The organism is Pseudomonas sp. LB3P58, from assembly GCF_054897895.1.
Genome location: NZ_JBUBVE010000001.1, coordinates 810,593 through 833,142, shown reverse-complemented (window position 1 = coordinate 833,142; position 22,550 = coordinate 810,593). Strand labels below are relative to the sequence as shown.

At 59.8% G+C, this 22,550-nt stretch carries 26 protein-coding genes; 9 read left to right on the top strand and 17 right to left on the bottom strand.

The features are described from left to right. Positions 1-63: 63 nt before the first annotated feature. The 3 genes from ACYZTZ_RS03850 to ACYZTZ_RS03840 form a co-directional block, all read right to left on the bottom strand. The gene (locus tag ACYZTZ_RS03850; protein WP_461997270.1) at positions 64-702 is read right to left on the bottom strand and encodes a LysE family translocator; all 639 of its coding nucleotides are present in this window, start codon (positions 700-702) and stop codon (positions 64-66) included. A gap of 112 nt (positions 703-814) precedes the next feature. Beyond that, positions 815-1,147, bottom strand: a complete 333-nt coding sequence (locus ACYZTZ_RS03845) for a hypothetical protein (RefSeq protein ID WP_461997269.1) — start codon at positions 1,145-1,147, stop codon at positions 815-817. Positions 1,148-1,182: 35 nt separating this feature from the next. After that, a complete protein-coding gene (locus ACYZTZ_RS03840) occupies positions 1,183-1,917 on the bottom strand; it encodes a PA3715 family protein (RefSeq protein ID WP_461997268.1) in 735 nt (244 codons plus the stop codon). A 166-nt stretch (positions 1,918-2,083) separates the two neighbouring features. On the opposite strand from ACYZTZ_RS03840, the gene ACYZTZ_RS03835 reads away from it, so the two are divergent. Together ACYZTZ_RS03835 and ACYZTZ_RS03830 are read left to right on the top strand one after the other, a co-directional pair. Continuing rightward, positions 2,084-2,323 (top strand): CopG family ribbon-helix-helix protein, encoded by a 240-nt coding sequence (locus ACYZTZ_RS03835; RefSeq protein WP_223433530.1) that lies wholly within the window; start codon positions 2,084-2,086, stop codon positions 2,321-2,323. Then, complete coding sequence (locus ACYZTZ_RS03830) at positions 2,313-2,597, top strand: type II toxin-antitoxin system RelE/ParE family toxin (RefSeq protein WP_461997267.1); 285 nt, start codon at positions 2,313-2,315, stop codon at positions 2,595-2,597. Before ACYZTZ_RS03835 ends, ACYZTZ_RS03830 begins: the two co-directional genes overlap by 11 nt. Positions 2,598-2,628: 31 nt before the next feature. On the opposite strand, the gene ACYZTZ_RS03825 is transcribed toward ACYZTZ_RS03830, so the two are convergent. Then, positions 2,629-3,540, bottom strand: a complete 912-nt coding sequence (locus ACYZTZ_RS03825) for a LysR substrate-binding domain-containing protein (protein WP_461997266.1) — start codon at positions 3,538-3,540, stop codon at positions 2,629-2,631. A gap of 77 nt (positions 3,541-3,617) precedes the next feature. On the opposite strand from ACYZTZ_RS03825, the gene ACYZTZ_RS03820 reads away from it, so the two are divergent. Further along, positions 3,618-4,106 carry a DMT family transporter gene (locus tag ACYZTZ_RS03820; protein WP_461997265.1) on the top strand — a complete coding sequence of 163 codons (489 nt, stop codon included), beginning with the start codon at positions 3,618-3,620 and terminating at the stop codon, positions 4,104-4,106. Between the two features lie 78 nt (positions 4,107-4,184). Here the strand turns inward: ACYZTZ_RS03820 and ACYZTZ_RS03815 are convergent, their stop codons facing one another. From ACYZTZ_RS03815 to ACYZTZ_RS03800, 4 genes are all read right to left on the bottom strand, one after another. Further along, positions 4,185-5,516, bottom strand: a complete 1,332-nt coding sequence (locus tag ACYZTZ_RS03815; protein ID WP_461997264.1) for an MFS transporter — start codon at positions 5,514-5,516, stop codon at positions 4,185-4,187. 187 nt (positions 5,517-5,703) lie between these two features. Next, positions 5,704-6,630, bottom strand: coding sequence for a hydroxymethylglutaryl-CoA lyase (locus tag ACYZTZ_RS03810; RefSeq protein WP_461997263.1), 927 nt, complete (start codon positions 6,628-6,630; stop codon positions 5,704-5,706). After that, positions 6,627-7,820, bottom strand: a complete 1,194-nt coding sequence (locus ACYZTZ_RS03805; RefSeq protein WP_461997262.1) for a CaiB/BaiF CoA transferase family protein — start codon at positions 7,818-7,820, stop codon at positions 6,627-6,629. Before ACYZTZ_RS03805 ends, ACYZTZ_RS03810 begins: the two co-directional genes overlap by 4 nt. Before the next feature lie 106 nt (positions 7,821-7,926). After that, on the bottom strand, positions 7,927-8,835 hold the full coding sequence (locus tag ACYZTZ_RS03800; protein ID WP_461997261.1) for a LysR family transcriptional regulator: 909 nt from the start codon (positions 8,833-8,835) through the stop codon (positions 7,927-7,929). A gap of 239 nt (positions 8,836-9,074) precedes the next feature. On the opposite strand from ACYZTZ_RS03800, the gene ACYZTZ_RS03795 reads away from it, so the two are divergent. Continuing rightward, positions 9,075-10,310 (top strand): aminotransferase class I/II-fold pyridoxal phosphate-dependent enzyme, encoded by a 1,236-nt coding sequence (locus ACYZTZ_RS03795; protein WP_461997260.1) that lies wholly within the window; start codon positions 9,075-9,077, stop codon positions 10,308-10,310. A 21-nt stretch (positions 10,311-10,331) separates the two neighbouring features. After that, entirely contained in the window at positions 10,332-11,498 is a 1,167-nt protein-coding gene (locus ACYZTZ_RS03790; RefSeq protein ID WP_461997259.1) for an MFS transporter, read from the top strand. Here ACYZTZ_RS03790 and yiaY read toward each other — a convergent pair. Next, positions 11,495-12,643, bottom strand: coding sequence for an L-threonine dehydrogenase (gene yiaY / locus ACYZTZ_RS03785; protein WP_461997258.1), 1,149 nt, complete (start codon positions 12,641-12,643; stop codon positions 11,495-11,497). The two genes, ACYZTZ_RS03790 and yiaY, sit on opposite strands and share 4 nt — an antisense overlap. Positions 12,644-12,799: 156 nt before the next feature. Between yiaY and ACYZTZ_RS03780 the strand changes: the two genes are divergently transcribed. Further along, a complete protein-coding gene (locus ACYZTZ_RS03780; protein ID WP_461997257.1) occupies positions 12,800-13,819 on the top strand; it encodes a DUF4917 family protein in 1,020 nt (339 codons plus the stop codon). 87 nt (positions 13,820-13,906) lie between these two features. Here ACYZTZ_RS03780 and ACYZTZ_RS03775 read toward each other — a convergent pair whose 3' ends face one another. Continuing rightward, complete coding sequence (locus ACYZTZ_RS03775; RefSeq protein ID WP_461997256.1) at positions 13,907-14,449, bottom strand: helix-turn-helix domain-containing protein; 543 nt, start codon at positions 14,447-14,449, stop codon at positions 13,907-13,909. 159 nt (positions 14,450-14,608) lie between these two features. Here ACYZTZ_RS03775 and ACYZTZ_RS03770 point away from each other — a divergent pair, with 159 nt between their 5' ends. Further along, positions 14,609-15,391, top strand: a complete 783-nt coding sequence (locus ACYZTZ_RS03770) for an aldolase (RefSeq protein ID WP_461997255.1) — start codon at positions 14,609-14,611, stop codon at positions 15,389-15,391. 29 nt (positions 15,392-15,420) lie between these two features. Continuing rightward, the gene (locus tag ACYZTZ_RS03765; protein ID WP_461997254.1) at positions 15,421-16,308 is read left to right on the top strand and encodes a dihydrodipicolinate synthase family protein; all 888 of its coding nucleotides are present in this window, start codon (positions 15,421-15,423) and stop codon (positions 16,306-16,308) included. A 143-nt stretch (positions 16,309-16,451) separates the two neighbouring features. Here ACYZTZ_RS03765 and ACYZTZ_RS03760 read toward each other — a convergent pair whose 3' ends face one another. The 3 genes from ACYZTZ_RS03760 to ACYZTZ_RS03750 are packed head-to-tail and all read right to left on the bottom strand — an operon-like array spanning position 16,452 to position 17,755. Then, on the bottom strand, positions 16,452-16,796 hold the full coding sequence (locus ACYZTZ_RS03760) for a YegP family protein (RefSeq protein ID WP_461997253.1): 345 nt from the start codon (positions 16,794-16,796) through the stop codon (positions 16,452-16,454). A 57-nt stretch (positions 16,797-16,853) separates the two neighbouring features. Then, a complete protein-coding gene (locus tag ACYZTZ_RS03755) occupies positions 16,854-17,159 on the bottom strand; it encodes a ribbon-helix-helix domain-containing protein (protein ID WP_008025707.1) in 306 nt (101 codons plus the stop codon). A gap of 14 nt (positions 17,160-17,173) precedes the next feature. Then, positions 17,174-17,755 (bottom strand): DJ-1/PfpI family protein, encoded by a 582-nt coding sequence (locus tag ACYZTZ_RS03750; RefSeq protein WP_008152949.1) that lies wholly within the window; start codon positions 17,753-17,755, stop codon positions 17,174-17,176. 288 nt (positions 17,756-18,043) lie between these two features. On the opposite strand from ACYZTZ_RS03750, the gene ACYZTZ_RS03745 reads away from it, so the two are divergent. Then, positions 18,044-18,958, top strand: coding sequence for a DMT family transporter (locus ACYZTZ_RS03745; protein ID WP_461997252.1), 915 nt, complete (start codon positions 18,044-18,046; stop codon positions 18,956-18,958). Here the strand turns inward: ACYZTZ_RS03745 and ACYZTZ_RS03740 are convergent. From ACYZTZ_RS03740 to ACYZTZ_RS03725, 4 genes are all read right to left on the bottom strand, one after another. Further along, positions 18,948-20,174, bottom strand: a complete 1,227-nt coding sequence (locus ACYZTZ_RS03740) for a class I SAM-dependent methyltransferase (protein ID WP_461997251.1) — start codon at positions 20,172-20,174, stop codon at positions 18,948-18,950. The two genes, ACYZTZ_RS03745 and ACYZTZ_RS03740, sit on opposite strands and share 11 nt — an antisense overlap. A gap of 251 nt (positions 20,175-20,425) precedes the next feature. Then, positions 20,426-21,043, bottom strand: a complete 618-nt coding sequence (locus tag ACYZTZ_RS03735; protein WP_008152943.1) for a TPM domain-containing protein — start codon at positions 21,041-21,043, stop codon at positions 20,426-20,428. Positions 21,044-21,076: 33 nt separating this feature from the next. Further along, a complete protein-coding gene (locus ACYZTZ_RS03730) occupies positions 21,077-21,832 on the bottom strand; it encodes a TPM domain-containing protein (protein WP_150654923.1) in 756 nt (251 codons plus the stop codon). 43 nt (positions 21,833-21,875) lie between these two features. Continuing rightward, positions 21,876-22,487, bottom strand: coding sequence for a LemA family protein (locus ACYZTZ_RS03725; RefSeq protein WP_046055770.1), 612 nt, complete (start codon positions 22,485-22,487; stop codon positions 21,876-21,878). Between the last annotated feature and the right edge of the window lie 63 nt (positions 22,488-22,550).

The following is a 22,550-nucleotide window of genomic DNA, read 5'->3' as shown; positions in this document are numbered from 1 at the left end:
AATGCAGCAATAAAGAACCCTCCATGCCCCATCAATACAACTGACGCCTCCTTGCGATCAGCCTCACGCCTTGTTCGTCACCAGCCCCGGCAATGCATGCGCCAGGGCGTTGATGGCGAAACCGATAAACATCACCCCACACAACCGGGTGATCAACAGCTCATGGCGCTGGTACAAGCTGCGCACCTGCCGCGCCCCGACAATGCCAATGAGGATAGCGTAGGCCATGAGGCCGCCAACGAAGCTCAGGACAATCAGCCACGGCAGCATCGACCAGTGCAGCAATTCGGCACGGCTGGACAGCAGCGCCGTAAAAGTCGCTACCGCCACCGGGTAAGCCTTCGGATTGGTCAGGCCAAACAGAATGCCGTGCCAGAACGGCTGCCGCGCCGGGCCCTGTGGCGCTTCGACACTGCTGCGACGGGCACGAACCGCGCGCAGACCGAGCCAGAGCAGATACAGCCCGCTGAGCACGCCCAGCACATCGAACGCAGTACTGCCGATTTCCCGCGCACCGACAATCGCGATCAGCGCGGTGCTGCACCAGACCACATCCCCCAGCAAATGCCCGCAGAGAAACCCCGCCCCGGCCCGCCGACCACGCGCCGCACCGATGCCGAACACCGCCAACACACCCGGCCCCGGCGTGATGCCGTAGATAAAGCCCGAGGCGAGAACAGCCATTAGCAGCGATGGGGTCATTGGAAGTCCTATTGAACCGGGGTGAATGCACGCAAGTCTATCTCAGGTTCCCGGAACCCGACTTACAGATCGTCGAAGAACTTCAACCGTGCAAAGGGCTGCTGTCGACCGATTAACCGCTAAGTGCTTCTGGTACGACGTATTGCTTACCGTCATAACGGAGAGTGACTTGGGTTGTCTTCAATTTTTGGATTCGCCATCGCACAGTTCGCCCCAACAACTCCAGATCGACATTCCCGCCGTCATTACCTGCATCTACGAAGTCCGGGGTAACCGTCGACGTGGCAACAATCGTCAGGTCGTCATAAGCCGGCCAAACCTTGCATAGCGTGAATGAACGCTGACCGAATGGCGCCTCATCTTCGCAACCCGCTTGAGCCTGGCCGGCAGCAATGATGAGGCCGAGTACGGCGATTGAACTCAGCAGTTTCCTGGTTATAGTCATAGCCTTCCCTGATCGTCACAAATCGCTCGTAGTACTTAAACGCCCTTGAACCCTTGCGGCAGGACATAGGCTTTGCCGTTGTATCGAAGTGTCGTCAGCACGGGTTTAGCGGTGATTGATCTGGATTCACAAGCCTCTCCCTCGCCTTTGCCGATGATACTGGTGGCCACCGACTTGACGATCAGATCCGCAAATCCATGTGAGCTGGTTTTGCCGATCTCGAGGGTTCGAACGGTGTTGTAGCGCTCACCGGCACAGTTGGTGTCCCATTCGCCGCTCTCCGCCTCTGTGATGAGCCTGTCCAGGACTGGACGCAACTGAGTGCCTTCTTTTACATAGAGCGACAGCCAGGTTTCAGCCATGGGATTGGCGCGAGAAGAACCGCCAAATCTGATCCGTACGCCAAAGGCTCGCAGTTCTGGCGTGAGTGTGTAGCGCGCGGTATCAAGTTGAATGTCTTCAACACCAAATGCGTCAGACACGAAGGCAGACGCCTGATGGAAGGACGCCAGAGGTTTCAAAGCACTGCTCGACACGACCGCAAGGCTGAGGTCATAGATTCCGTCACGACCCGAACTGTCGAACGACGGATTCGCTTCGTGCTGCGAAGTGGCAGTAAGAGTAAGGCCGGGATAAGCGGGCCAGTCCTTACAAACGGAAAAACCAAAATCGTCACTCAACGGCGCTGGCGAGCATTCAGCGAACACCCGGGCCGTCATTATCAGGCTGCACGCAGCCAAACTGCCTATCAATCCAGACTTCAATGTCATGCCCTGCTCCTTGTTTACTTCAAAAAACCAGACGATTTCAGCCGCGCACTATCCCCGGCTCGGTAGGTCTGTTCAATCATTTGTTACGGCAGACGAACGGGGGTGGCCTACCCCCCCGCATGACGCGGTAGTATGTTGTATTACAAACCACTACATCGAGACCGTCATGTCCGTCATGTCTTTGCGCTTACCAGACGAACTAGCCGATACGCTCGCCAACCTTGCCAGGGCCACGGGTCGCAGTAAGTCATTTCTCGCAGTGGATGCTCTGCGTGAATATCTCGCGAGGGAAGCCTGGCAAATTGAAGAAATTCAGAAAGCGCTGAAAGAAGCCGATGCCGGTGACTTCGCAACGCCGGAAGAAGTGAATGCAATCGCCGACAAGTGGACAGCCAATGCGCGTTGAGTGGCTGCGTACTGCATTAAAGAATCTCGATGACGAAGCCGCTTATATAGCAATTGAGAATCCGAAAGCCGCAGCGGACTTCGTCCAAGCCCTCCTTGCCAGCGTCGATCACCTTGCGCGCTTTCCGGCAACCGGCCGTGAAGGCCGTCTGCCCGGCACTCGAGAATGGGTCTTGCCAGACCGACCTTATCTAATTCCCTATCGAGTTCGCCAAGGACGCCTGCAGGTACTAAGGGTCTTCCATACCAGGCGTCTTCCGCCTGTCAGTTGGTAAACACTACAAAATCAGGGCACTGGATAGAACGTCATACGTGCCTGATCCCTTCCTCAATCCGCCCATTCAACCAGTTCAACGCCTGATCCCCGCCCCGCCGCTTGTGCCAAACCAACACAAACGTAAACGACGGAATATGAAACGGCGGCGGGACCACGATCAACGACTGCTCATCGATATTGAGCAACCCTCGGGAAGCGACGGTGAGGATCAGGTCTGTGCCGCTGATGAATTCCGGGGCGACGCTCCAGTGCGGCAGGCTGATCGCCACGCGACGGCGTTCACGCAGGGCTGTCAGGGCTCGTTCGATTTCCGGGGTGCCGCTGCCGCGCATTTCCAGCAGGACGTGGGGTCGGGCCAAGTAGCTCGGCAGGTCGAGCACGCCATCGGCGGGCAGGCTGTTGCGGTCTGCCAGACAGGCGTAGTGCTCTTCGAACAGCGGAGTGCTGCGCAACTCGTTCGGCAACTCTGGAAAGACGCCTGCCGCCACGTCGATGTCGCCGTTGAGCACTGCATCGAGCATGCCTTCGCGGCTGGCATGGCTGATTTGCAGATCGATGCCCGGTGCTTCCCGGCGCAAGGTCCGGATCAACCCCGGCAGGATGATTGCAGCGCCATAGTCAGACATCGCCAGTCGAAACGTGCGCTTGGCGGTGGCCGGATCGAAGGTATTCGGTGCCAGCAGCGATTGCACTTGAGCCAAGGCTTCGGCCAACGGAGCCATCAACTCCAGGGCTCGCGGGGTTGGCACGAGGCTGGCACCCGCCCGCACCAACAAAGGATCGCCGAGCAGATCACGCAACCGCGCCAACGCATGACTGACGGCCGGCTGACTCAGGTGCAAGCGCTCGGCGGCACGGGTCACGTGTTGCTCACTGAGCAAGGCGTCGAGGATCACCAGCAAATTGAGGTCGACGCGCCGAAGATCATTCATCTGATGCATGTTCTGAATAGCTATTTTGAATTTAAATCTGCGCGACGAATACTCTAGAGTCCAGCAAAACCTGTTGGAGATTCATCATGAGTACGTTGCATTGGGCAGGGCTGTTGCTGCTGGCCGTGATAGCCGGGGCGGTGGTGCCTTTTCAAAGCGCGATCAACGCCAACCTCGGGCGCGGTTTGGGCCATCCGTTGTGGGCGACCCTCGCGTCGTTGTTGGTGAGTATTGTGGTGTTGTTGCCGGTTATGTTGGCGCTGCGCCTGCCGTTGCCGTCGCTGGCGTTCATCAGCAAGGCGCCGCTGTGGATGTGGACCGGTGGCGCGTTTGGGGTGTGCTTTATTTCGCTGGCGCTGATGTTGCTGCCCAAACTTGGGGCATCGGGGTTTATTGCTTTGGCGCTGGCGGGACAGGTGGTTGCTTCGCTGGTGCTGGATCACTTCGGGTGGTTTGGGTTGGTGGAGCGGCAGATGACGTTGCCGCGGGTGTTTGGGGCGATTTTATTGATGGCTGGAGTGGTGTTGATTCAGTTCGGTACTTCGCCGGCAAAGGCGATCATTGCGACGTCTTGAAGATCAAAAGATCGCAGGCTGCGCCAGCTCCTACAGGGATGCGTGGTCCATGTAAGGGCTGGGGTAGCCGGCGATCTTTTAAAACTTGTCGAGCGTGCGCAGCTTCTGCGGCAATCCCCACATCAGCAGCGCAACGGCGATCAGCGCAGCGACGCCGATGACATACAGTGCCGGCGTGGTGCTGCCGGTCAGGTCTTTGATCCGCCCCACCATCACCGGGCTGACAATGCCGCCGAACTGGCCGAGGGTGTTGATCACTGCGATCCCGCCCGCAGCCCCTGCGCCAGCACCGGCCAGCAGTTTGGGCGGCAGGGTCCAGAAGCTCGGGATGGACGCGATGATCCCGGCACCGAGCAAGCCCAGCGCGACAATCAGGAAGGTCGTGTGGTTAGCGAAGATCCCTGCACAGAAGAACCCTACCGCGCCCACCGCCACTAAACCTGCGACAAACTTGCGTCGCTCACCGGTCGAGTCGGACAACCGTCCGATCACCACCATGCTGATCGCGCCGCAGATGTAAGGGATGGCGGTCAGCAAACCAATCATCACCGGGCTTTCGGTGCCAGCGCTGCGGATCAGTTGCGGGGCCCAGAAGTTCAAGCCGTAGGACGCCACCTGAATCAGGAAGTAGATCAGCCCGAGGGTCAGGAAACCCGGAATCCGCAGCGCGGCGAGCAACGAGCCGCCGCTCTTGTGCGGTTCATGGTGAGCGATACGGCTGGCCAGCAGCGTTTTCTCTGACGGCGTCAGCCAATGGGCGTCTTCGATGCGGTCCTTGAGCAAGGTCAGCACCAGCAAGCCGAGGCCGATGCAAGGCACGCCGCCCAGCAGAAATAGCCAGTGCCAGCCGCGCATATCCATAAAGCCGTCGAGGTGTTGCAACACCAGCCCGGAGAACGGTGCGCCGACCAGACCGGCAAACGCCGACGACAGAAACAGCATCGACGTGATGCGCCCGCGATAGTGCTGCGGGAACCACAGCGTCAGGTAATACAGGACTCCCGGCGCAAAACCGGCCTCCATCGCACCAATCACAAAGCGCAGCGCGTAGAACTGCCATTCGCTATTGACGAAGACCATGGCGGCGGTGGCGAGGCCCCAGGACATCATGATCCGGGCGATCCAGCGGCGGGCGCCGACCTTGTACAGCATCATGTTGCTCGGCACTTCGAAGATCACGTAACCGACCACGAACAACCCGGCGCCGAGGCCGTAAGCGGTGTCGCTCAGGCTCAGGTCGGTCTGCAGCTGGAACTTGGCGAAGCTTATGTTGATGCGGTCGAAAAACGCGAACAGGTAGCAGACCATGATCAACGGCATCAGGCGCCAGGCGACTTTGCTGACCAGGGCTTTTTCTTCGTCGTGGCTAACGGACGGGCTCGCGCCCGCCTCCAGTACATTAAGGCTCATGATGGTTCTCCAGGCAGACTGCCCGTAGGTGTCCGATTGTTTTTGTTGTCTGGTTGAGAGGCTCGGGGATGAATGCTTTTACTGTGGGAGCGGGCTTGCTCGCGAAGGCGGTGTATCAGTCGACATCAATGCTGAATGTCAGTCCGCATTCGCGAGCAAGCCCGCTCCCACAGGGGATTCGGTGTGGTCAGGAAGGGCTTGGATGCAGATCGCAATTGCGTCCGGCCTTGGCCAACTGACCGGGCACTTCGTGGCCCAGCAGCGCGGGCAATCCTCGCGACAGTTGCAGCAACAGCGGCAGATCGATGCCGGTGTGAATGCCGATTTCATCGCACAGGTTGACCAAATCTTCGGTGCAAATATTGCCCGAGGCGCCCGGCGCGAACGGGCAACCGCCGAGCCCGCCCAGTGCCGCGTCGAAGCGTTGGGCACCGGCCTCGTAGGCGGCGAGCACGTTGCACAGTCCGAGCCCGCGAGTGTTGTGGAAATGCAGGGTCAAATCAGCCGGCGAAACCCGCTGCAAGACCCGCCGCACCAGACGATCAACCTGCCGCGGATTGGCCATGCCGGTGGTGTCGGCCAGGGTGATGCCCTGGATCCCGAGCTCTTGATAAGCCTCGACGATTTGCAGTACGCGATCCTCATCGATCTTGCCTTCAAACGGGCAGCCGAAGGTGGTGGCGATGCTGGCGTTGAGTCGCACCGTCGTCCCGCGAACGTATTGCACAATCTCGCCGAACGCGGCCAATGAGGCTTCGCAACGCATGCGCATGTTGGCCAGGTTGTGGGTCTGGCTGGCGGACATCACCAGATTCAACTCGTCGGCCCTCGTCGCCAGCGCCCGTTGCGCGCCTTTCAGGTTGGGGATCAACGCGACGTAAATCACCCCCGGTTGCCGGACGATGCCCTTGAACACCAGCTCACCATCGCGCAGCGCCGGAATCGCCTTGGGCGAAACGAACGAGCCTGCTTCGATGCGGCTGAAGCCGGCCAGCGACAGCTGATCGATCAAGGCAATCTTGTCGACGGTTTCGACCCAGGTCGGCTCGATCTGCAAGCCGTCGCGGGGGGAGACTTCCTGAACAATCAGGGCCTCGGAAAAATCAGTGATCATTGCACCACCCCTTGAGCTTTCAGCCGTTCGATGTCCGAACCCGTAAGGCCCAGCCCCGCGAGGATGTCGTCGGTGTGCTGGCCCAACGTAGGTCCGGACCAGTTAACGCCACCGGGCGTCTCGGACATTTTCGGCACAATGCCGGGCATCTTCACCGTGGCGCCGCCGGGCAGGTCGGCGTTGAGCAGCATGTCCCGCGCCTGATAGTGCGGATCAGCGACGATGTCGGCGACTGAATAGATCCGCCCGGCCGGGACTTCGGCGGCTTCCAGCGCCGACAACACCTCGTCGATCGGCAGGCTGCTGGTCCAGTGAGTGATCGCCGCATCGAGCACGTTGCTCTTGGTGGCACGCCCGTCGTTATGGGCAAACTCTGGCGCATCGGCCAGATCACGGCGACCGATGACGTCCATCAAGCGCTTGTAGATCGGGTCGCTGTTACCGGCGATCACCACGTAGGCGCCATCGGCCGTCAGGTAAGTGTTGGACGGCGCAATGCCCGGCAACGCCCCGCCGCTGCGCTCACGAACATGGCCGAGCATGTCGTATTCCGGCACCAGGCTTTCCATGACGTTGAACACACTTTCAGCCAGCGACACATCGACGACTTGCCCACCACCCTGCCCGGTCTTGACCCGCAGCAGCGACATCAAGGCACCGATCACCGCGTGCAGCGAAGCCAGGGAATCGCCGAGGCTAACGCCCACCCGAGCCGGGGGTGAACCGGGGGTGCCAGTGGTGTAGCGGATCCCGCCCATGGCCTCTCCGATCGCACCGAACCCAGGACGATCGCGGTACGGGCCGGTCTGGCCATAACCGGATATACGCACCAGCGTCAGGTTAGGGTTGAGGGCGTGCAACACGTCCCAGCCCAAACCGAGTTTCTCCAGGGCGCCAGGACGCAGGTTTTCGATCAGCACGTCGGCGCTGGTCGCCAGTTGCTTGACCAGTTCAATGCCTTCGGGGGATTTCAGATTCAGCGCCAGGGACTTCTTGTTTCGCGATTGCAAGTACCACCACAGCGACGTGCCTTCGTGCAGCTTGCGCCATTTGCGCAGCGGGTCGCCCTGACCCATGGCTTCGATCTTGATCACGTCGGCGCCGAACTCGGCGAGCATGCGTGCGGCGAACGGCGCGGCGATCAGCGTGCCGATCTCGATCACTTTGATTGCACTCAAGGGGGCAGTCATCGCGGGGTACCTCATGTTGTTCTTGGAATATGAGCCAAGGCTAGAGGACCACGGGGGCTGGAATCCAACCTTCAGTTGGCAACGAGCGTTCGCGAAACGCGAACGCTCAGACCACCCCACGCAACTGCTCGAACAACATCCGGCTCACCGGCGACAGCGCCGCTTCATCGCGCACCACCAGAACCAACGCGCGATCCGACCAGTCATCCGTCAACGGCACCGCGTGCAAGCCCAGCGCCCGACCAAATAGCTCATAGGCCTTTTGCGGCAGGATGCCGATGCCCATATTGGCCTGGACCATCCGGCACATGGCGTCGAAACCCGGTACATGAATCCGTAGACGCAGCACTTTGCCGGCCTGGCGCGCGGCCGCGTGGGTACGCATGTTGATCGAACTGGCGGAATGCAGACCGACGTAATCGCTGTCCAGCGTATCGGCGAAGGCCAGGCTGGAACGACTCGCCAGCGGATGATCGGGCAGCATCAACACCATCAGTTTGTCCTGCCGATAAAGCACGCTGTGCAGACCTTTGACGTCGCTGTCACTGGAGCAGATCCCAAGGTCTGCCACACCATCCAGCACACCCTGAATCACCCCGCTGCTGGGGCGTTCTTCGAGGTCGGTCTTGACCTGAGGATGACGTTCGGAAAAGTCTCGCAGGTCTTCGGGCAGAAACTGAATGATCGCCGACAGGTTGGCGAGCATCCGCACATAGCCGCGGATACCGTGGCTGTGCTCGCCCAGTTCGAGCCCCATTTTCTCAACGTTGAACAGCATCTGCCGGGCATGGTGCAACAAGGTTTCACCGGCCGGCGTCAGGGTCATGCCCTTGGCCTGGCGTACGAACAAACTGATGCCCAGCGCTTCTTCCAACTCCATCAGCCGCTTGCTGGCCGCCGACACGGCGATGGCTTCACGCGCGGCGGCACGGGTCAGCGTGCCCTCCTCATGAACGGCGACAAACAGTTGGAGAGTGATCAGGTCGAGGCGGCGGATCAGGCTTTTGTGCAGCATGGAGGGCTCGATGACTTCTGTTCGACTGAGTCGGCAGGATAGCCCGGTTTCTACGTGACTCGGCAAAGCAAATTGCCCACAACATCACGAGGCATCGCCCTACACATAAATCTCTTGTAACACTCAGCCGTACCGGAAACAGCCGATTCAAAGCCTCCGCCGCGCTCTGTAAAGTCTGGAAACACACACGAACTGCAACAACCCCATGGATCGTTTCACTCAAGGAAAGTCATCTTCAAATGGACCAGACAGCACTCGCGGCAAACCGCTACACCAACTACCGCAAAGTCATCGCGTTGGCCGATCACGATTGGGAGAGCGCTGAAGCCGGGAAAATTTCGGGGCTTAACGTCGAAATCAAAAGTGCCAACCGGATGCTCGATCAGCACGGGCGCGCGTTTCATCATTTCTGCACGACGTCGTACCTGGGCCTGGATCACCATCCCGACATTCTCGACGGCGCCATGAATACCCTGTGGGAAACCGGCACCCTGCGCGTCGCCAACTCAAAGAACCGCTGCAAGCTGGCAATTCTGGAACAGTACGAAACCGAACTGTCCGAGTTGTTCGGCGCCAGCTGCCTGAGCACCTTGTCGTGCAGTGCGGCGAGTGCCGGAATCCTGCCGTTGCTGGCCAGCGGCGTGTTCACGGAAAACCGCCCTCCCGTGATGGTCTTCGACCGGTTGGCGCACTACTCGATGAATCACCTCAAAGCCGCCTGCGCCGATGAAACCACGGTCGTGACCTGTCCTCATAACGACATGGATTTTCTCGAGAAGCAGTGCCAGCAACACCGCTCCGTCGCGTATGTCGCCGACGGTGCCTACAGCATGGGCGGGGTCGCAGACCTGGACAGTCTTTTGTATCTCAAGGACCGCTATGGGTTGTTTCTCTATCTGGACGATTCCCACGCGCTGTCCGCCGTCGGAACATTCGGCGCTGGCCTCGTGCGCCCCAGGTTGCACACCCTGGGGGATGACTGCCTGATCGTCGCCTCGCTGGCCAAGTCGTTTGGCGCCAGCGGTGGTCTGGTGATGCTGGGCAATGAACGGCAGAAGAGGCTCATTGCCCGTTACGGCGGCCCCAGCAATTGGTCGCAAAGCCTGAACAGTGCAGCCATTGGCGCGGGCAGAGCGTCCATCCTGCTTCATCGCACGCCGGAATTTGCCGCGTTGCAGGAAAAACTTCAGGGTAATATCCAGCTGTTCGACAGCCTCATCCGCACCGATCAACACAACAGCAACATGGCCATTCGACTGGTCAACTGCGGCGAAGCAGCGCTGGCCAACAACATCGCCATGGAACTGGCCAATCACGGCTTCTTCACCTCGGCCGTGTTTTTCCCGGTGGTCGCACAGGGCAAGGCCGCCATCAGAATCACCCTGCGCGCCGACATGGAACCGACGCTGATCCGACACTTTTGTGAACTCATTACCGAGCTTTTACGCACTCAAGGCCGGGACATCGGCTGTTGAACTGAAATCAGGGAAGATTCAATGAAGAGCAGCACCACCCTCCTCGTCACCTGCTGCACGGTTTTCCTCGCCCAATTGGGCATGAGCATTTACCTGCCGGCGCTGCCGGACATGGCCCGGGATCTGTCCGCCGACGCCTCGCAGGTGTCCTGGGGGCTGGCGGTGTATCTGATCGGCATGGCGTTGCCGATGTTGTTCTGGGGCAGCCTGGGCCAGCGCATCGGCCGCAAACCGGTGCTGCTCGCCGCGCTGGGTATCTACGGGTTGGGCAATCTGGCCCTGCCCCTGAGCCAGACGCTTGAATCGTTCCTGGCGTTTCGACTGGTTCAGGGCATTGGCGCCAGCGGTATTTCGGTCATGGCCCGGGTGCTGATCCGCGACAGTTTCCGCGGCGATCTGCTGGCCAAGGCGTTGTCCTGGATTTCGATTTCCTTTGTGGTGGCGCTGGGGATCGGCCAATACCTGGGATCCATCATCCAGGTGGCGCTGGACTGGCCAGCGATTTTCTACCTGTTGGGGGGTGTGAGTCTGATGATGGGGCTGGTCGTGGCCCGGGTCAGGTTCCCGATGCTGACCGAGGAGAATGCCCCGTCATCCGCCTGGCCGAGTTACTGGCGCATTTTGCGTCATCGAGCCTTTCTGTTGCCGGCCCTCACCGGCGGCCTTGGGTACGGGGTGATTGTGGCGTTCAACACCGCAGCGCCGCTGATTCTGCAAGGACCGTTCAACTGGTCGGCCGTGGAATACGGGTTGTTGGGCTGGCCGATCAGCGCGGCCTATTTTCTGGGGGCTTTGGCGGTCAATGGCTTTGTACTTCGCACCGGTCAACGCGGGTTGATGACGGCGGGCGTAGGGCTGGTGCTGGCCGGCAGCGCGGTGATGTTGCTGGGGAGTCTGGCGGGTACTTCAGTGGCGCTGCTGTTCTGGTTGCCCTATTGCGTTGCGGTGTTCGGTCAGTCTTTGACTTATCCGGTCAGCCTGTCCCTGGCCAATGACGGTTCGCCGGTCGGCGGTGCGTATGCGATGGCGTTGAGCGGTTTCATTCATCAACTGATGGCCGCCGTTATTGGCGGGATCGCCAGTTTGATCGCGAGCCCGCAAGCATGGCCGCTTTCTCTGTTGTGTACCTTGCTGGCGTTGGGCGCGATGCTTTGCGTCATGCTCGCGCCCGGTCGCAAAACGGCCTAGAAGGCGCTGCGGAAAATCTCCTCGATCTGGCGCTGATCCGCCACGCGAGGATTGGTCAGGCCACACGCGTCTTTCAAGGCATTGGTGGCGAGGATCGGGATGTCGTTGAGCTTGGCGCCGAGCTCACGCAAACCGGCGGGAATTTCCACGTCTTTAGACAGGCTGCGGATCGCCACGATGGCCGCCTGGGCGCCCGCTTCCGGGGTGAAACCGTGAACATCGGCGCCCATCGCAAGGGCGACATCGGTGAGGCGATCGGCGCAAACCAGCGCATTAAAGCTTTGTACGTGAGGCAGCAGGACCGCGTTGCACACACCATGCGGCAAGTCGTAGAACCCGCCCAACTGGTGAGCCATGGCGTGGACATAACCCAGCGATGCGTTGTTGAACGCCATGCCGGCGAGGAACTGCGCGTAGGCCATGTTTTCCCGCGCGGCCATGTCACTGCCATCGCGGACGACCAGGCGAAGGTTGTTGCTGATCAACGTGATCGCCTTCAGTGCGCAGGCATCGGTGATCGGATTGGCCGCCGTGGAAACGTAGGCTTCGATGGCGTGGGTCAGTGCGTCCATACCCGTGGCAGCCGTCAGGCCCTTGGGCATGGCGACCATCAACGCCGGGTCGTTGACCGACAGCAGCGGCGTGACGTTGCGATCGACAATGGCCATTTTCACGTGACGGGATTCGTCGGTGATGATGCAGAAACGGGTCATCTCGCTGGCGGTGCCGGCGGTGGTGTTGATGGCGATCAGCGGCAGTTGCGGTTGGGTGGATTGATCGACGCCTTCGTAATCGCGAATCTGCCCACCGTTGGTTGCGCATAACGCGATGCCTTTGGCGCAGTCATGGGGCGAACCGCCGCCCAGGGACACCACGAAGTCACAGCGGGTCTCCTTCAGCAGACCCAGACCGCTCTCGACGTTGGCGATGCTCGGGTTAGGCTTGGCGCCGTCGAAAATCACCGATTCGATGTCCTTCATTGCCAGCTTCTCGGCAATCATCTTCGCGACACCCGCCTTGGCCAGCCCGGCGTCGGTGACGATCAGCGCCTTGCGAAAACCGTACTTGCTAATGGCGTCCATGGCTTCGTCGAGGCAACCGATGCCCATGATGTTCACGGAGGGGATGAAAAACGTGCTGCTCATGAGCGAGTCTCCTGGCTGAAGCCAAATCGGCACCGCCGATCCAGCGGGGACCCACAGGATCGACCTATCGGTCATGAAGTAACTTGATCTGGCTCAAGTCTTGGTCGTGATAAAGTCGCCGCCCACCAGACCTTTTGCTTTGAGACTTTGACCGCAATGACCGATTTCCAGGATGTTGATGCCCAACTTGAAGACTGGAACGCCTTGCGCGCCACCGCCTCGTTCAGCGGCCTGCTGGTGGGCAACGGCGCCAGCCGTGCCGTGTGGGACGACTTCGGCTACGACTCACTGTTCGAAAACGCCCGTACCGTCGAAGAAAAACCCTTGAGCCAGTCCGAGCTGAGCGTGTTCGACGCCCTGCAGACGCGCAGCTTCGAGCAGGTGCTCAGCGCGCTGAAAACCACCAGCCGGGTCAACAAGGCCTTGGCCGTGAGTTCCGCCGCACCGCGCAATCGTTACTACGCAATCAAGGAAGCGCTGATCAACACCGTGCACGCGGTGCACATCCCGTGGCGGCTGGTGGTGCCTTCAACACTGGCGACGATCAATCAGGAACTGGGCCGCTACCGGACCGTGTTCACCACCAACTACGACTTGCTCAACTACTGGGCGACTCAGCACCAGCCTGATGCGATCAGCGACCTGTTTCAGGGGGCAGAATCAAGCTTTGATCTAAGCGCCACGGCGACCGATAAAACCCGGCTGCTTTACCTGCATGGCGGGCTGCATCTGGTGCGGAATCAGGACGGCACGGCGCGCAAACTGATATCGACCGAGGGCACGTTGCTCGGCAGTTTCGCGATCAACAACACGATCAAGACCCTCGACGACGTGCCGCTGTTCGTCAATGAAGGTCCGGCGCAGGACAAGCTCAAAACCATTCGCAGTTCGGACTATCTGTCGTTCTGCTACGACCAGTTACTTGGCCATGGCGACGGGCTGTGCCTGTTTGGTCATGCCCTGGGTGAGCAGGACAGCCACATCATCCACGCCTTGCGCCAGGCGAAACCGCAGGTGGTGGCGATCTCGATTTATCCGCGCAGCAAGGCGTTCATTCAGCACCAGAAGCGGCATTACGCGAAGGTGTTTGAAGGGACCGGGAGTGAGTTGCGGTTTTTTGATTCGAAGACGCATGCGCTCGGCAGCCCGAAGCTGACGGTTCCGGTCGAGCTTTAAATCAAGATCAAAAGATCGCAGCCTTCGGCAGCTCCTACAGAGATCGGCGTAGGAGCTGCCGAAGGCTGCGATCTTTTAACTGGCGACTCATTCCTCGGCGCTATGCACCACTACCAACAACTGCGCCTGAACCTCGCCCACTGACCGTATCCGGTGCGGTTTCTGCGCATTGAAGTGCAGCGCATCCCCACGTTTGAGCAGCACCCGCTCGTTCATGAAGTCCACTTCCACCTGCCCCTCGTGAACGAACAGAAACTCCTCCCCCAAATGCTCCTTGAAGGTCTTGTCGGCAAACTCGGTCGGCGGGTAAATCATGAACGGCAACAGGCTGCGTTCGCTGACCTGATGGGCCAGCACCGCGTAACCCGGGCTGTCATCGTTGGCCGCCAGTGACTGGCGCTCATCGCTGCGTACAAGGCTGTAACTGTCGAGGCTGACATTGTCTTCGGAGAACAACTCCTCGACCTTCACGTTCAGTGCCTTGGCCAGTTTCAACGCGGCAGCAATCGACGGGTTGTTCAACCCGCGTTCGACTTTCGACAGATAGCTCTTGGTCATGCCGGACTTTTCGGCCAAGGCCTCCAGCGTCACGCCGAGTTTTTTTCTCAGTAATTTCAAACGGATAGACATGTAGAGCGATTAATCCATCAAGGGAGCAACGATTGTTCCTTGCTAATGACACAAAGTGTCATATAGCATCACTTGTGTCATTTGCATTCACCCATGACCTTGCGAGCAACGAGTGAACGGCAAATCCGACGTCCATTGAACCACCCAAAGGACACCGATATGGCCAAGACCTTAGCACTACCCAAAGAGCAACTGGTCAAGCAAGCGCTGACCCAGATGCAAAATACCCTGGCGGATAATACGTGGACCGACCGGCAAAAGCTGGCGCTGACCTGCCGGATTCTGTTCGAGAACGGCCACGACGCTGGCCTGGCCGGGCAGATTACCGCCCGCGGGCCGCAACCAGGCACCTACTACACCCAGCAACTGGGCCTGGGTTTCGACGAAATCACCGCCAGCAATCTGCTGCTGGTCAACGAAGACCTGGACGTGCTTGAAGGCCACGGCATGCCCAACCCGGCCAACCGTTTCCACAGCTGGGTGTACCGCGCGCGGCCAGACGTGAACTGCATCATTCACACGCACCCGACCCACGTTGCCGCGCTGTCGATGCTCGAAGTGCCGCTGCAGATTTCCCACATGGACCTCTGCCCGCTCTACGACGATTGCGCGTTTCTCGAAGGCTGGCCGGGCGTGCCGGTGGGCAACGAGGAAGGTGAACTGATTGCCGCCGCCCTGGGCGACAAAAGGGCGATTCTGCTTTCGCACCACGGCCAATTGTCCACAGGCGCGACCATCGAAGAGGCCTGTGTCATTGCGCAACTGATTGAACGAGCGGCCAAGCTGCAATTGCTGGCCATGAGCGCCGGGACCATCAAGCCGATCCTGCCAGAGCTGGGCCGCGAAGCCCATGACTGGATTTCGAAACCCAAACGCCATGGCGCCGCGTTCAACTACTACGCTCGGCAGAACCTGCGTCAACACGCCGATTGCCTGAACTGAAACCACTTATTTTCAAGAGGAGAGTCGCCATGTCGACCCCAACCATTCACGGCATCATCGGCTACACCATCACCCCGTTCACCGCCAACGGCGAAGGCGTTGATCTCGACGCGCTCGGGCGTTCCATCGACCGCCTGATCGACGGCGGCGTCCACTCTATCGCACCGCTGGGCAGCACCGGCGAAGGCGCTTACCTGAGCGACGCGGAGTGGGATCAGGTCAGCGAGTTCAGCATCAAGCACGTGGCCAAACGCGTGCCGACCATCGTCAGCGTGTCCGACCTGACCACGGCCAAAGCGGTGCGCCGCGCACGTTTCGCCGAAGCCCACGGCGCCGACGTGGTGATGGTGCTGCCGACGTCCTACTGGAAACTCAGCGAAGCGGAAATCCTCGCCCACTACCGCGCCATCGGCGAGAACATCGGCGTACCGATCATGCTCTACAACAACCCGGCCACCAGCGGCACCGACATGTCGGTGGAACTGATCCTGCGGATTTTCAATGCCGTGGACAACGTGACGATGGTCAAGGAAAGCACCGGCGACATCCAGCGCATGCACCAGCTGCAACGGCTGGGCGAAGGTCAGGTGCCGTTCTATAACGGCTGTAATCCATTGGCGCTGGAAGCCTTTGCGGCTGGCGCGAAAGGCTGGTGCACGGCGGCACCGAACCTGATCCCGCAGCTCAATCTTGATTTGTATGAAGCGGTATTGGCCAACGACCTGAGCAAGGCACGTGAACTGTTCTATCGCCAGTTGCCGCTGTTGGATTTCATACTGAAGGGTGGCTTACCGGCAACGATCAAGGCCGGCTTGCGCGCCACCGGGCTGGAAGTGGGCGATCCGCGGTTGCCGGTGTTTCCACTCGGCGAGGCGGGTTCCAGACAGTTGCAGGAATTGTTGAAAGCATTGCGCTGATCTTCCGGCACACACAAAACCAATGTGGGAGCGAGCTTGCTCGCGATGAGGTCATAACATTCAACAGAGATGTTGACCGTCAGACCGCCATCGCGAGCAAGCTCGCTCCCACAGGGGATTTGTATTGGACTTGAATGGTGGTTTTAGAGCAGCGGCAAGGTTTTGTCCTTGATCACCGTGGTCGGCCCGTTGACCTTCACGCTGGCGATGCCTTTCTCCAGCGCGGCAGTGGAGGTGTAAGCCTCGCTGCTACCGATGATCTCGTGGTTACCGGCCTTGAGGTTGAAGTAAGGATGGCCATCCTTGGTGGTTTTCTTCTCGTAGCGTTCATCCTTCGGGCTGTTGCTCTGAACCGACACGATGCCTTTCTCAGCGGCAGCGCGGGTGGTGTACAGCTCGCTGGTCAGAATGGTTTCCGCGTTAGCGGCCTTCAGTACAAATTTGAACTGACCATTGCTGCTTTTGCTCACTTCATACCATCCAGACATGCTCTTACTCCTTGGCAATTGAGAGGTTTCGCGCTTCAGAGTAAAGACCAACCTGTCCTACTTCACCACCGCACGCACCACCGATAACTCCGGCGCCTGCACCCGTCGCTGACTCAGGTACCGCGTACAACTGACCCGCAAAAACGAGGCGAAATTCACCACCTCGCCGCGGTAGTCCATCACCTCTTCATACAGCTTGGCGATCAACTGGTTGGTGGTCATGCCGTCGACCTCGGCGATTTCGCTGAGGATGTCCCAGAACTGATTTTCCAGCCGCAGGGTGGTGACCACCCCGCAGATGCGCAGCGAGCGGGAGCGCGATTCGTAGAGAATCGGATCGGCTTTGACGTAGAGCTCGCACATGGAAAGGTCCCTCGTTACAGCGTGATTTTGGTGCCCAGCAACCCGAGGAAACCGGCGAGCCAGCTCGGGTGCGCCGGCCAGGCTGGCGCAGTGGCCAGATTGCCTTGTACGTGGCCTTCCGTCACCGGGATATCGATGAACGTACCGCCCGCCAGGCGCACTTCCGGGGCACAGGCCGGGTAGGCGCTGCACTCGCGACCTTCGAGAATCCCCGCAGCCGCCAACAATTGTGCACCGTGACACACCGCGGCGATCGGTTTGCCGGCCTTGTCGAACGCGCGCACCAGTTCCAGGACTTTTTCGTTCAGGCGCAGGTACTCCGGCGCACGACCGCCCGGCACCAGCAGGGCGTCATAGTCCTCGGACTTGACCTTGGCGAAGTCGAAGTTCAGGGCAAACAGGTGACCGGGTTTTTCGCTGTAGGTCTGGTCGCCTTCGAAGTCATGGATGGCCGTGCGCACGGTCTGACCGGCGGTTTTGTCCGGGCAAACGGCGTGCACCGTGTGGCCGACCATCAGCAGCGCCTGAAACGGCACCATCACTTCGTAGTCTTCGACGTAATCGCCGACCAGCATCAGAATTTTTTTAGCCGCCATGGGGATGACTCCTCTGGGAAATACGTGGGCCTGCAGGAGTATTCAAAGTAGTCCTTATCTGCGGGGTCGGGTAATAACCAGCTACTACGGCGTTATCGTTCTTCGTCGGATCGCCGCCCGGAGCAAGCCCGCTCCCACATTGGAATGCATTCCCCTGTGGGAGCGAGCTTGCTCGCGATGGCGTCCTCAAACTGTACGGATAACTCTACGCCTAGCTGTAACAGAGCGATTCCTGCGGTTTATGGCTAGATGAAGGTCTTCCCGCCACCCACGATTCTGGTTGCCATCATGTCCTCGCGCGAAAACACCGGCATGGCCCTCGGCCTGCTCGGCGTTGTGATCTTCAGCCTCACCCTGCCCTTCACACGGATCGTCGTGCAGGAACTCCATCCGCTGCTCAACGGCCTGGGCCGTGCGCTGTTCGCGGCGGTTCCGGCGGCGATGTTGTTGCTGTGGCGCCGGGAAAAGTGGCCGACCTGGAAACAGGTCAAAGGCCTGACCCTGGTGATTGCCGGGGTGATCCTCGGCTTCCCGGTGTTGTCCGCCTGGGCCATGCAAACCTTGCCGGCGTCTCACGGAGCACTGGTCAACGGCTTACAGCCGTTGTGCGTGGCGCTGTACGCCGCGTGGTTGTCCCACGAACGACCGTCGAAAGCCTTCTGGGCCTGCGCCGCGCTGGGCAGCGCGCTGGTGCTGGGTTATGCGCTGATCAGCGGGGCCGGCAGCATTCAGGCCGGTGATTTGCTGATGCTCGGGGCGATTGCCGTGGGAGGTTTGGGGTACGCCGAGGGCGGCCGATTGGCCAAGGAGATGGGCGGTTGGCAGGTGATCTGCTGGGCGTTGGTGCTGTCGACGCCGTTGCTGATCGGGCCGGTGGTGTACCTGGCGCTGCAACATCAGGGCGAGATTTCGACCAAGACCTGGTGGGCCTTCGGTTACGTCTCGCTGTTTTCGCAGTTCATCGGTTTCTTCGCCTGGTACGCCGGGCTGGCGATGGGCGGCATCGCCCGGGTCAGTCAGATCCAGCTGTTGCAGATCTTCTTTACCATCGCTTTTTCGGCGCTGTTCTTCGGCGAACACATCGAGCCGATCACCTGGCTGTTTGCCGCCGGGGTGATCGTGACCGTGATGTTGGGACGCAAGACGGCCGTGCGCCCGGCGCAACCGGGCACGCTACCGGCAGGGATTCAGGTCAAGCCTTAGCAACCAGCAGCCCATCGGCCCGCAGCAGGGTTTCGAGGCAATGTTCGCTGATGTGGTAAAAATCCTTCAGCTCCTGAATCTTCACCAACAACTGAGCCGGATCAACCGGCTCGGCACGTTTGACCGCCAGGATCATCTTGTTCTTGTTGGTGTGGTCCAGTGAGATGAACTCGAACACCTTGGTCTCATAACCACAGGCTTCCAGGAACAACGCGCGCAAACTGTCGGTGACCATTTCCGCTTGCTGGCCCAAATGCAGACCGTATTGCAGCATCGGCTTGAGCAGCGCCGGGCTCTGGATTTGCAGGCGGATCTGCTTGTGGCAGCACGGCGAGCACATGATGATCGAGGCGCCGGAACGAATGCCGGTGTGAATCGCATAGTCGGTGGCGATGTCGCAGGCATGCAGCGCGATCATCACGTCCAGCTCGCTCGGCGCCACGCTGCGCACATCACCGCACTTGAACACCAGCCCCGGATGCTCGAGCTTTGTGGCTGCGGCGTTGCACAAATCCACCATCTCTTCGCGCAACTCGACGCCGGTCACAACGCCTTCGGCTTTCAAGGTGTTGCGCAGATAGTCGTGGATCGCGAACGTCAGGTAACCCTTGCCCGAACCGAAGTCTGCCACCTGAACCGGCTTGTCCAGCGCCAGTGGTGAGGTGGTCAGCGCATGGCTGAAGACTTCGATGAACTTGTTGATCTGCTTCCACTTGCGCGACATCGCCGGGATCAGCTCGTGCTGCTTGTTGGTCACGCCGAGGTCGGCGAGGAACGGCCGGCTCAGGTCGAGGAAGCGGTTCTTCTCGCGGTTGTGCTCGGCGGATGGCACTTCACGCAATTGCTGAGGTTTGCTCTTGAACAGCGAAGACTTGCCCTTTTTGCTGTATTCCAGCTGAGCTTCATCCGTCAACGACAGCAAATGCGCATTTTTGAACGATGCCGGCAAGAGTGCGGCGATGGTCGCTACGCCCTCGGCAATCGGCAAATTCTTGGTGATGTCGCGCGTCTTGTAGCGGTAAACGAAGGACAGGCAGGGCTGATCCTTGACCGTCAGCTGCTTGATGATCAACCGCTGCAAGTCCACTTCAGTGCCGACGTACTTGGCCAACACCAGTTTGATGAAGGCGTTCTGGTCAAGGCTGGACTGCAGCAAGTCGATGAACTGGGCATGGTGATCCGGCGCGAGGCTGGCGGGAGTGGCGGTGACAGACATGGGAAAAACGGCCTCGGACGGTGCGGATCAGGGAATGGCGGGTATTTTAGGGGGGATAGGGAGTGAGGGCACGGGTAATTTCCCGAACGGTGCGATCCGTAGCAGCTGGCGAAGCCTGCGTTCGGCGGCGCAGCCGTCGTAAAACCGGTATGCATGGTTTGCCTGAATAACCGCAGCGCCTGAATTCACGACTGCTACGCAGCCGAACGCAGGCTTCGCCAGCTGCTACAAGGGATGTGTCGCTGCTGAGATCAGCCTAGAACCACCAACCGATTCGGCAACTCATTCCTCACATGCGTCACCGGCACATGCACCTTGAGCAACTCGCCACACGCCTCCACACACGTCACAAACCCCTGCAACGTCTGCCCCTGCTTCACCTGCTGAGTGAACGCCGCAACAATTCCATCCCAGTTCTTGTTGTCCAACCGTTTCGAAATCCCTTCATCCACCAGAATTTCCACATAGCGTTCAGCCTCGCAGACGAAAATCAGCATCCCGGTGCTGCCCACCGTGTGGTGGAGGTTTTGCTCCAGAAACTGCCGGCGCGCCAGGTTTGAAGCGCGCCAATGACGCACCGAGCGCGGAATCAGGTGCGTGGTGATTTTCGGAATCCGGAACACCAGGCACAGCACGATGAACGTGATCCATTGCACCAGCAACAAGCTGTGCATGGTCAGCCAGCCGGTCAGGTAATGCACGACACCCGGCACCACCAGCGCCAGCAGACTGGCCCAGAGCAGCGGGATGTACGCGTAGTCGTCGGCGCGGGCCGCGAGCACGGTCACCAGTTCGGCGTCGGTGTCGCGCTCGACCCGGGCAATCGCCTCGGCGACTTTGCGTTGTTCGTGTTCGGTCAGTAATGCCATGTTTAAGAATGCCCACTCGCTATTGTTGTGTGATCACCAGCCGCCCGAGGAACCGCCTCCCCCGAAACTGCCCCCGCCGCCGCTGAAGCCCCCGCCTCCACCGCCACCACCAAAACCTCCACCGCCGAACCCGCCGCTCGAACCGCCTCGGCCACCGCCGCCGCTGGGAAGGATCCCGAGCATCTGGCAGACAAACATCGTCAGGATGAACAGCATCACCAGAAACACGAAGATCCCCGGATGCCGTGAGACGAAGTCACTTTCCTGATTGCCGCCGGAGTCATACACCGTGGACGGTTCATCCAGCGGATTGCCGCCCAATACCACGAGCATCGCCGCGACCCCGTCGCTGATGCCCTTGCTGAAGTTACCGGTCTTGAACGCCGGGGTGATCACCTGATTAATGATCACCGAGCTCTGCGCATCGGTCAGCCGATCTTCCAGGCCATAACCGACTTCAATCCGCAGCTTGCGATCGTCACGCGCAACGATCAGCAGGGCGCCAGTGTTCTTGTCCTTCTGGCCGATGCCCCAGTAGCGCCCCAGTTGATAACCGAAGTCCGCAATGTCGGTGCCCTGCAAATCCGGCAACGTGACCACCACCAGCTGCTCGCCGGTGGCTTTTTCATGGGCCTGAAGCTGTTGCGTCAGTTGCTCACGCACCGCAGGTTCGATCATCTGGGCGTTATCGACCACCCGCCCGGTCAGTTCCGGAAACTTCAACGCAGCCTGCGCCGTCAGGGCAAACACCCAGAGCAACAGCACCAGGCCAACTTTCAACACACGCATTGGCAACCTCATCCTTGGTGATGCTTCAAGCCCCTTGCGGCGCTTACTGGAACTTCACTTGAGGCGCTTTTTCCGCATCGGGGCTGGTGGCCTCGAAAGTTTCGCGGATTGGCAAATCGCTGTACATCACGCTGTGCCACAGGCGACCGGGGAAGGTACGGATTTCCGTGTTGTATTTCTGCACGGCGAGGATGAAGTCACGACGCGCCACGGCAATGCGGTTCTCGGTGCCTTCAAGTTGCGATTGCAACGCCAGGAAGTTCTGGTTGGCCTTGAGGTCCGGGTAACGCTCGGACACCACCATCAAACGGCTCAAGGCGCCGGTCAACTGATCCTGGGCCTGCTGAAACTGTTTGAGTTTTTCCGGGTTATCCAGGGTCCTGGCATCGACCTGGATCGAAGTAGCCTTGGCCCGGGCTTCAATCACGGCGGTCAGGGTTTCTTCTTCGTGCTTGGCATAGCCCTTGACGGTTTCCACCAGGTTGGGAATCAGGTCGGCGCGGCGCTGGTACTGGTTCTGCACCTGGCCCCAGGCGGCCTTGGCCTGTTCGTCGAGGGTCGGGATCGTGTTGATGCCGCAGCCGGCCAGCAGCGTGGTCAGCAACATCAAGGCTGCAACCTGCAGGCTCGACCGATAGTGGTGTCGTACATTCATCTGGTTGACGCTCCCTTGCACATTCCGTTGAAAAACAACCTACGAACTTTGAACCCGGCTCTT

What these genes read in the sequence shown, in the direction of transcription:
- ACYZTZ_RS03850 (WP_461997270.1), bottom strand. Translation starts at nt 702, where the DNA reads ATGACCCCATCGCTGCTAATGGCTGTTCTCGCCTCGGGCTTTATCTAC.
- ACYZTZ_RS03845 (WP_461997269.1), bottom strand. Translation starts at nt 1,147, where the DNA reads ATGACTATAACCAGGAAACTGCTGAGTTCAATCGCCGTACTCGGCCTC.
- ACYZTZ_RS03840 (WP_461997268.1), bottom strand. Translation starts at nt 1,917, where the DNA reads ATGACATTGAAGTCTGGATTGATAGGCAGTTTGGCTGCGTGCAGCCTG.
- ACYZTZ_RS03835 (WP_223433530.1), top strand. Translation starts at nt 2,084, where the DNA reads ATGTCCGTCATGTCTTTGCGCTTACCAGACGAACTAGCCGATACGCTC.
- ACYZTZ_RS03830 (WP_461997267.1), top strand. Translation starts at nt 2,313, where the DNA reads ATGCGCGTTGAGTGGCTGCGTACTGCATTAAAGAATCTCGATGACGAA.
- ACYZTZ_RS03825 (WP_461997266.1), bottom strand. Translation starts at nt 3,540, where the DNA reads ATGCATCAGATGAATGATCTTCGGCGCGTCGACCTCAATTTGCTGGTG.
- ACYZTZ_RS03820 (WP_461997265.1), top strand. Translation starts at nt 3,618, where the DNA reads ATGAGTACGTTGCATTGGGCAGGGCTGTTGCTGCTGGCCGTGATAGCC.
- ACYZTZ_RS03815 (WP_461997264.1), bottom strand. Translation starts at nt 5,516, where the DNA reads ATGAGCCTTAATGTACTGGAGGCGGGCGCGAGCCCGTCCGTTAGCCAC.
- ACYZTZ_RS03810 (WP_461997263.1), bottom strand. Translation starts at nt 6,630, where the DNA reads ATGATCACTGATTTTTCCGAGGCCCTGATTGTTCAGGAAGTCTCCCCC.
- ACYZTZ_RS03805 (WP_461997262.1), bottom strand. Translation starts at nt 7,820, where the DNA reads ATGACTGCCCCCTTGAGTGCAATCAAAGTGATCGAGATCGGCACGCTG.
- ACYZTZ_RS03800 (WP_461997261.1), bottom strand. Translation starts at nt 8,835, where the DNA reads ATGCTGCACAAAAGCCTGATCCGCCGCCTCGACCTGATCACTCTCCAA.
- ACYZTZ_RS03795 (WP_461997260.1), top strand. Translation starts at nt 9,075, where the DNA reads ATGGACCAGACAGCACTCGCGGCAAACCGCTACACCAACTACCGCAAA.
- ACYZTZ_RS03790 (WP_461997259.1), top strand. Translation starts at nt 10,332, where the DNA reads ATGAAGAGCAGCACCACCCTCCTCGTCACCTGCTGCACGGTTTTCCTC.
- yiaY (WP_461997258.1), bottom strand. Translation starts at nt 12,643, where the DNA reads ATGAGCAGCACGTTTTTCATCCCCTCCGTGAACATCATGGGCATCGGT.
- ACYZTZ_RS03780 (WP_461997257.1), top strand. Translation starts at nt 12,800, where the DNA reads ATGACCGATTTCCAGGATGTTGATGCCCAACTTGAAGACTGGAACGCC.
- ACYZTZ_RS03775 (WP_461997256.1), bottom strand. Translation starts at nt 14,449, where the DNA reads ATGTCTATCCGTTTGAAATTACTGAGAAAAAAACTCGGCGTGACGCTG.
- ACYZTZ_RS03770 (WP_461997255.1), top strand. Translation starts at nt 14,609, where the DNA reads ATGGCCAAGACCTTAGCACTACCCAAAGAGCAACTGGTCAAGCAAGCG.
- ACYZTZ_RS03765 (WP_461997254.1), top strand. Translation starts at nt 15,421, where the DNA reads ATGTCGACCCCAACCATTCACGGCATCATCGGCTACACCATCACCCCG.
- ACYZTZ_RS03760 (WP_461997253.1), bottom strand. Translation starts at nt 16,796, where the DNA reads ATGTCTGGATGGTATGAAGTGAGCAAAAGCAGCAATGGTCAGTTCAAA.
- ACYZTZ_RS03755 (WP_008025707.1), bottom strand. Translation starts at nt 17,159, where the DNA reads ATGTGCGAGCTCTACGTCAAAGCCGATCCGATTCTCTACGAATCGCGC.
- ACYZTZ_RS03750 (WP_008152949.1), bottom strand. Translation starts at nt 17,755, where the DNA reads ATGGCGGCTAAAAAAATTCTGATGCTGGTCGGCGATTACGTCGAAGAC.
- ACYZTZ_RS03745 (WP_461997252.1), top strand. Translation starts at nt 18,044, where the DNA reads ATGTCCTCGCGCGAAAACACCGGCATGGCCCTCGGCCTGCTCGGCGTT.
- ACYZTZ_RS03740 (WP_461997251.1), bottom strand. Translation starts at nt 20,174, where the DNA reads ATGTCTGTCACCGCCACTCCCGCCAGCCTCGCGCCGGATCACCATGCC.
- ACYZTZ_RS03735 (WP_008152943.1), bottom strand. Translation starts at nt 21,043, where the DNA reads ATGGCATTACTGACCGAACACGAACAACGCAAAGTCGCCGAGGCGATT.
- ACYZTZ_RS03730 (WP_150654923.1), bottom strand. Translation starts at nt 21,832, where the DNA reads ATGCGTGTGTTGAAAGTTGGCCTGGTGCTGTTGCTCTGGGTGTTTGCC.
- ACYZTZ_RS03725 (WP_046055770.1), bottom strand. Translation starts at nt 22,487, where the DNA reads ATGAATGTACGACACCACTATCGGTCGAGCCTGCAGGTTGCAGCCTTG.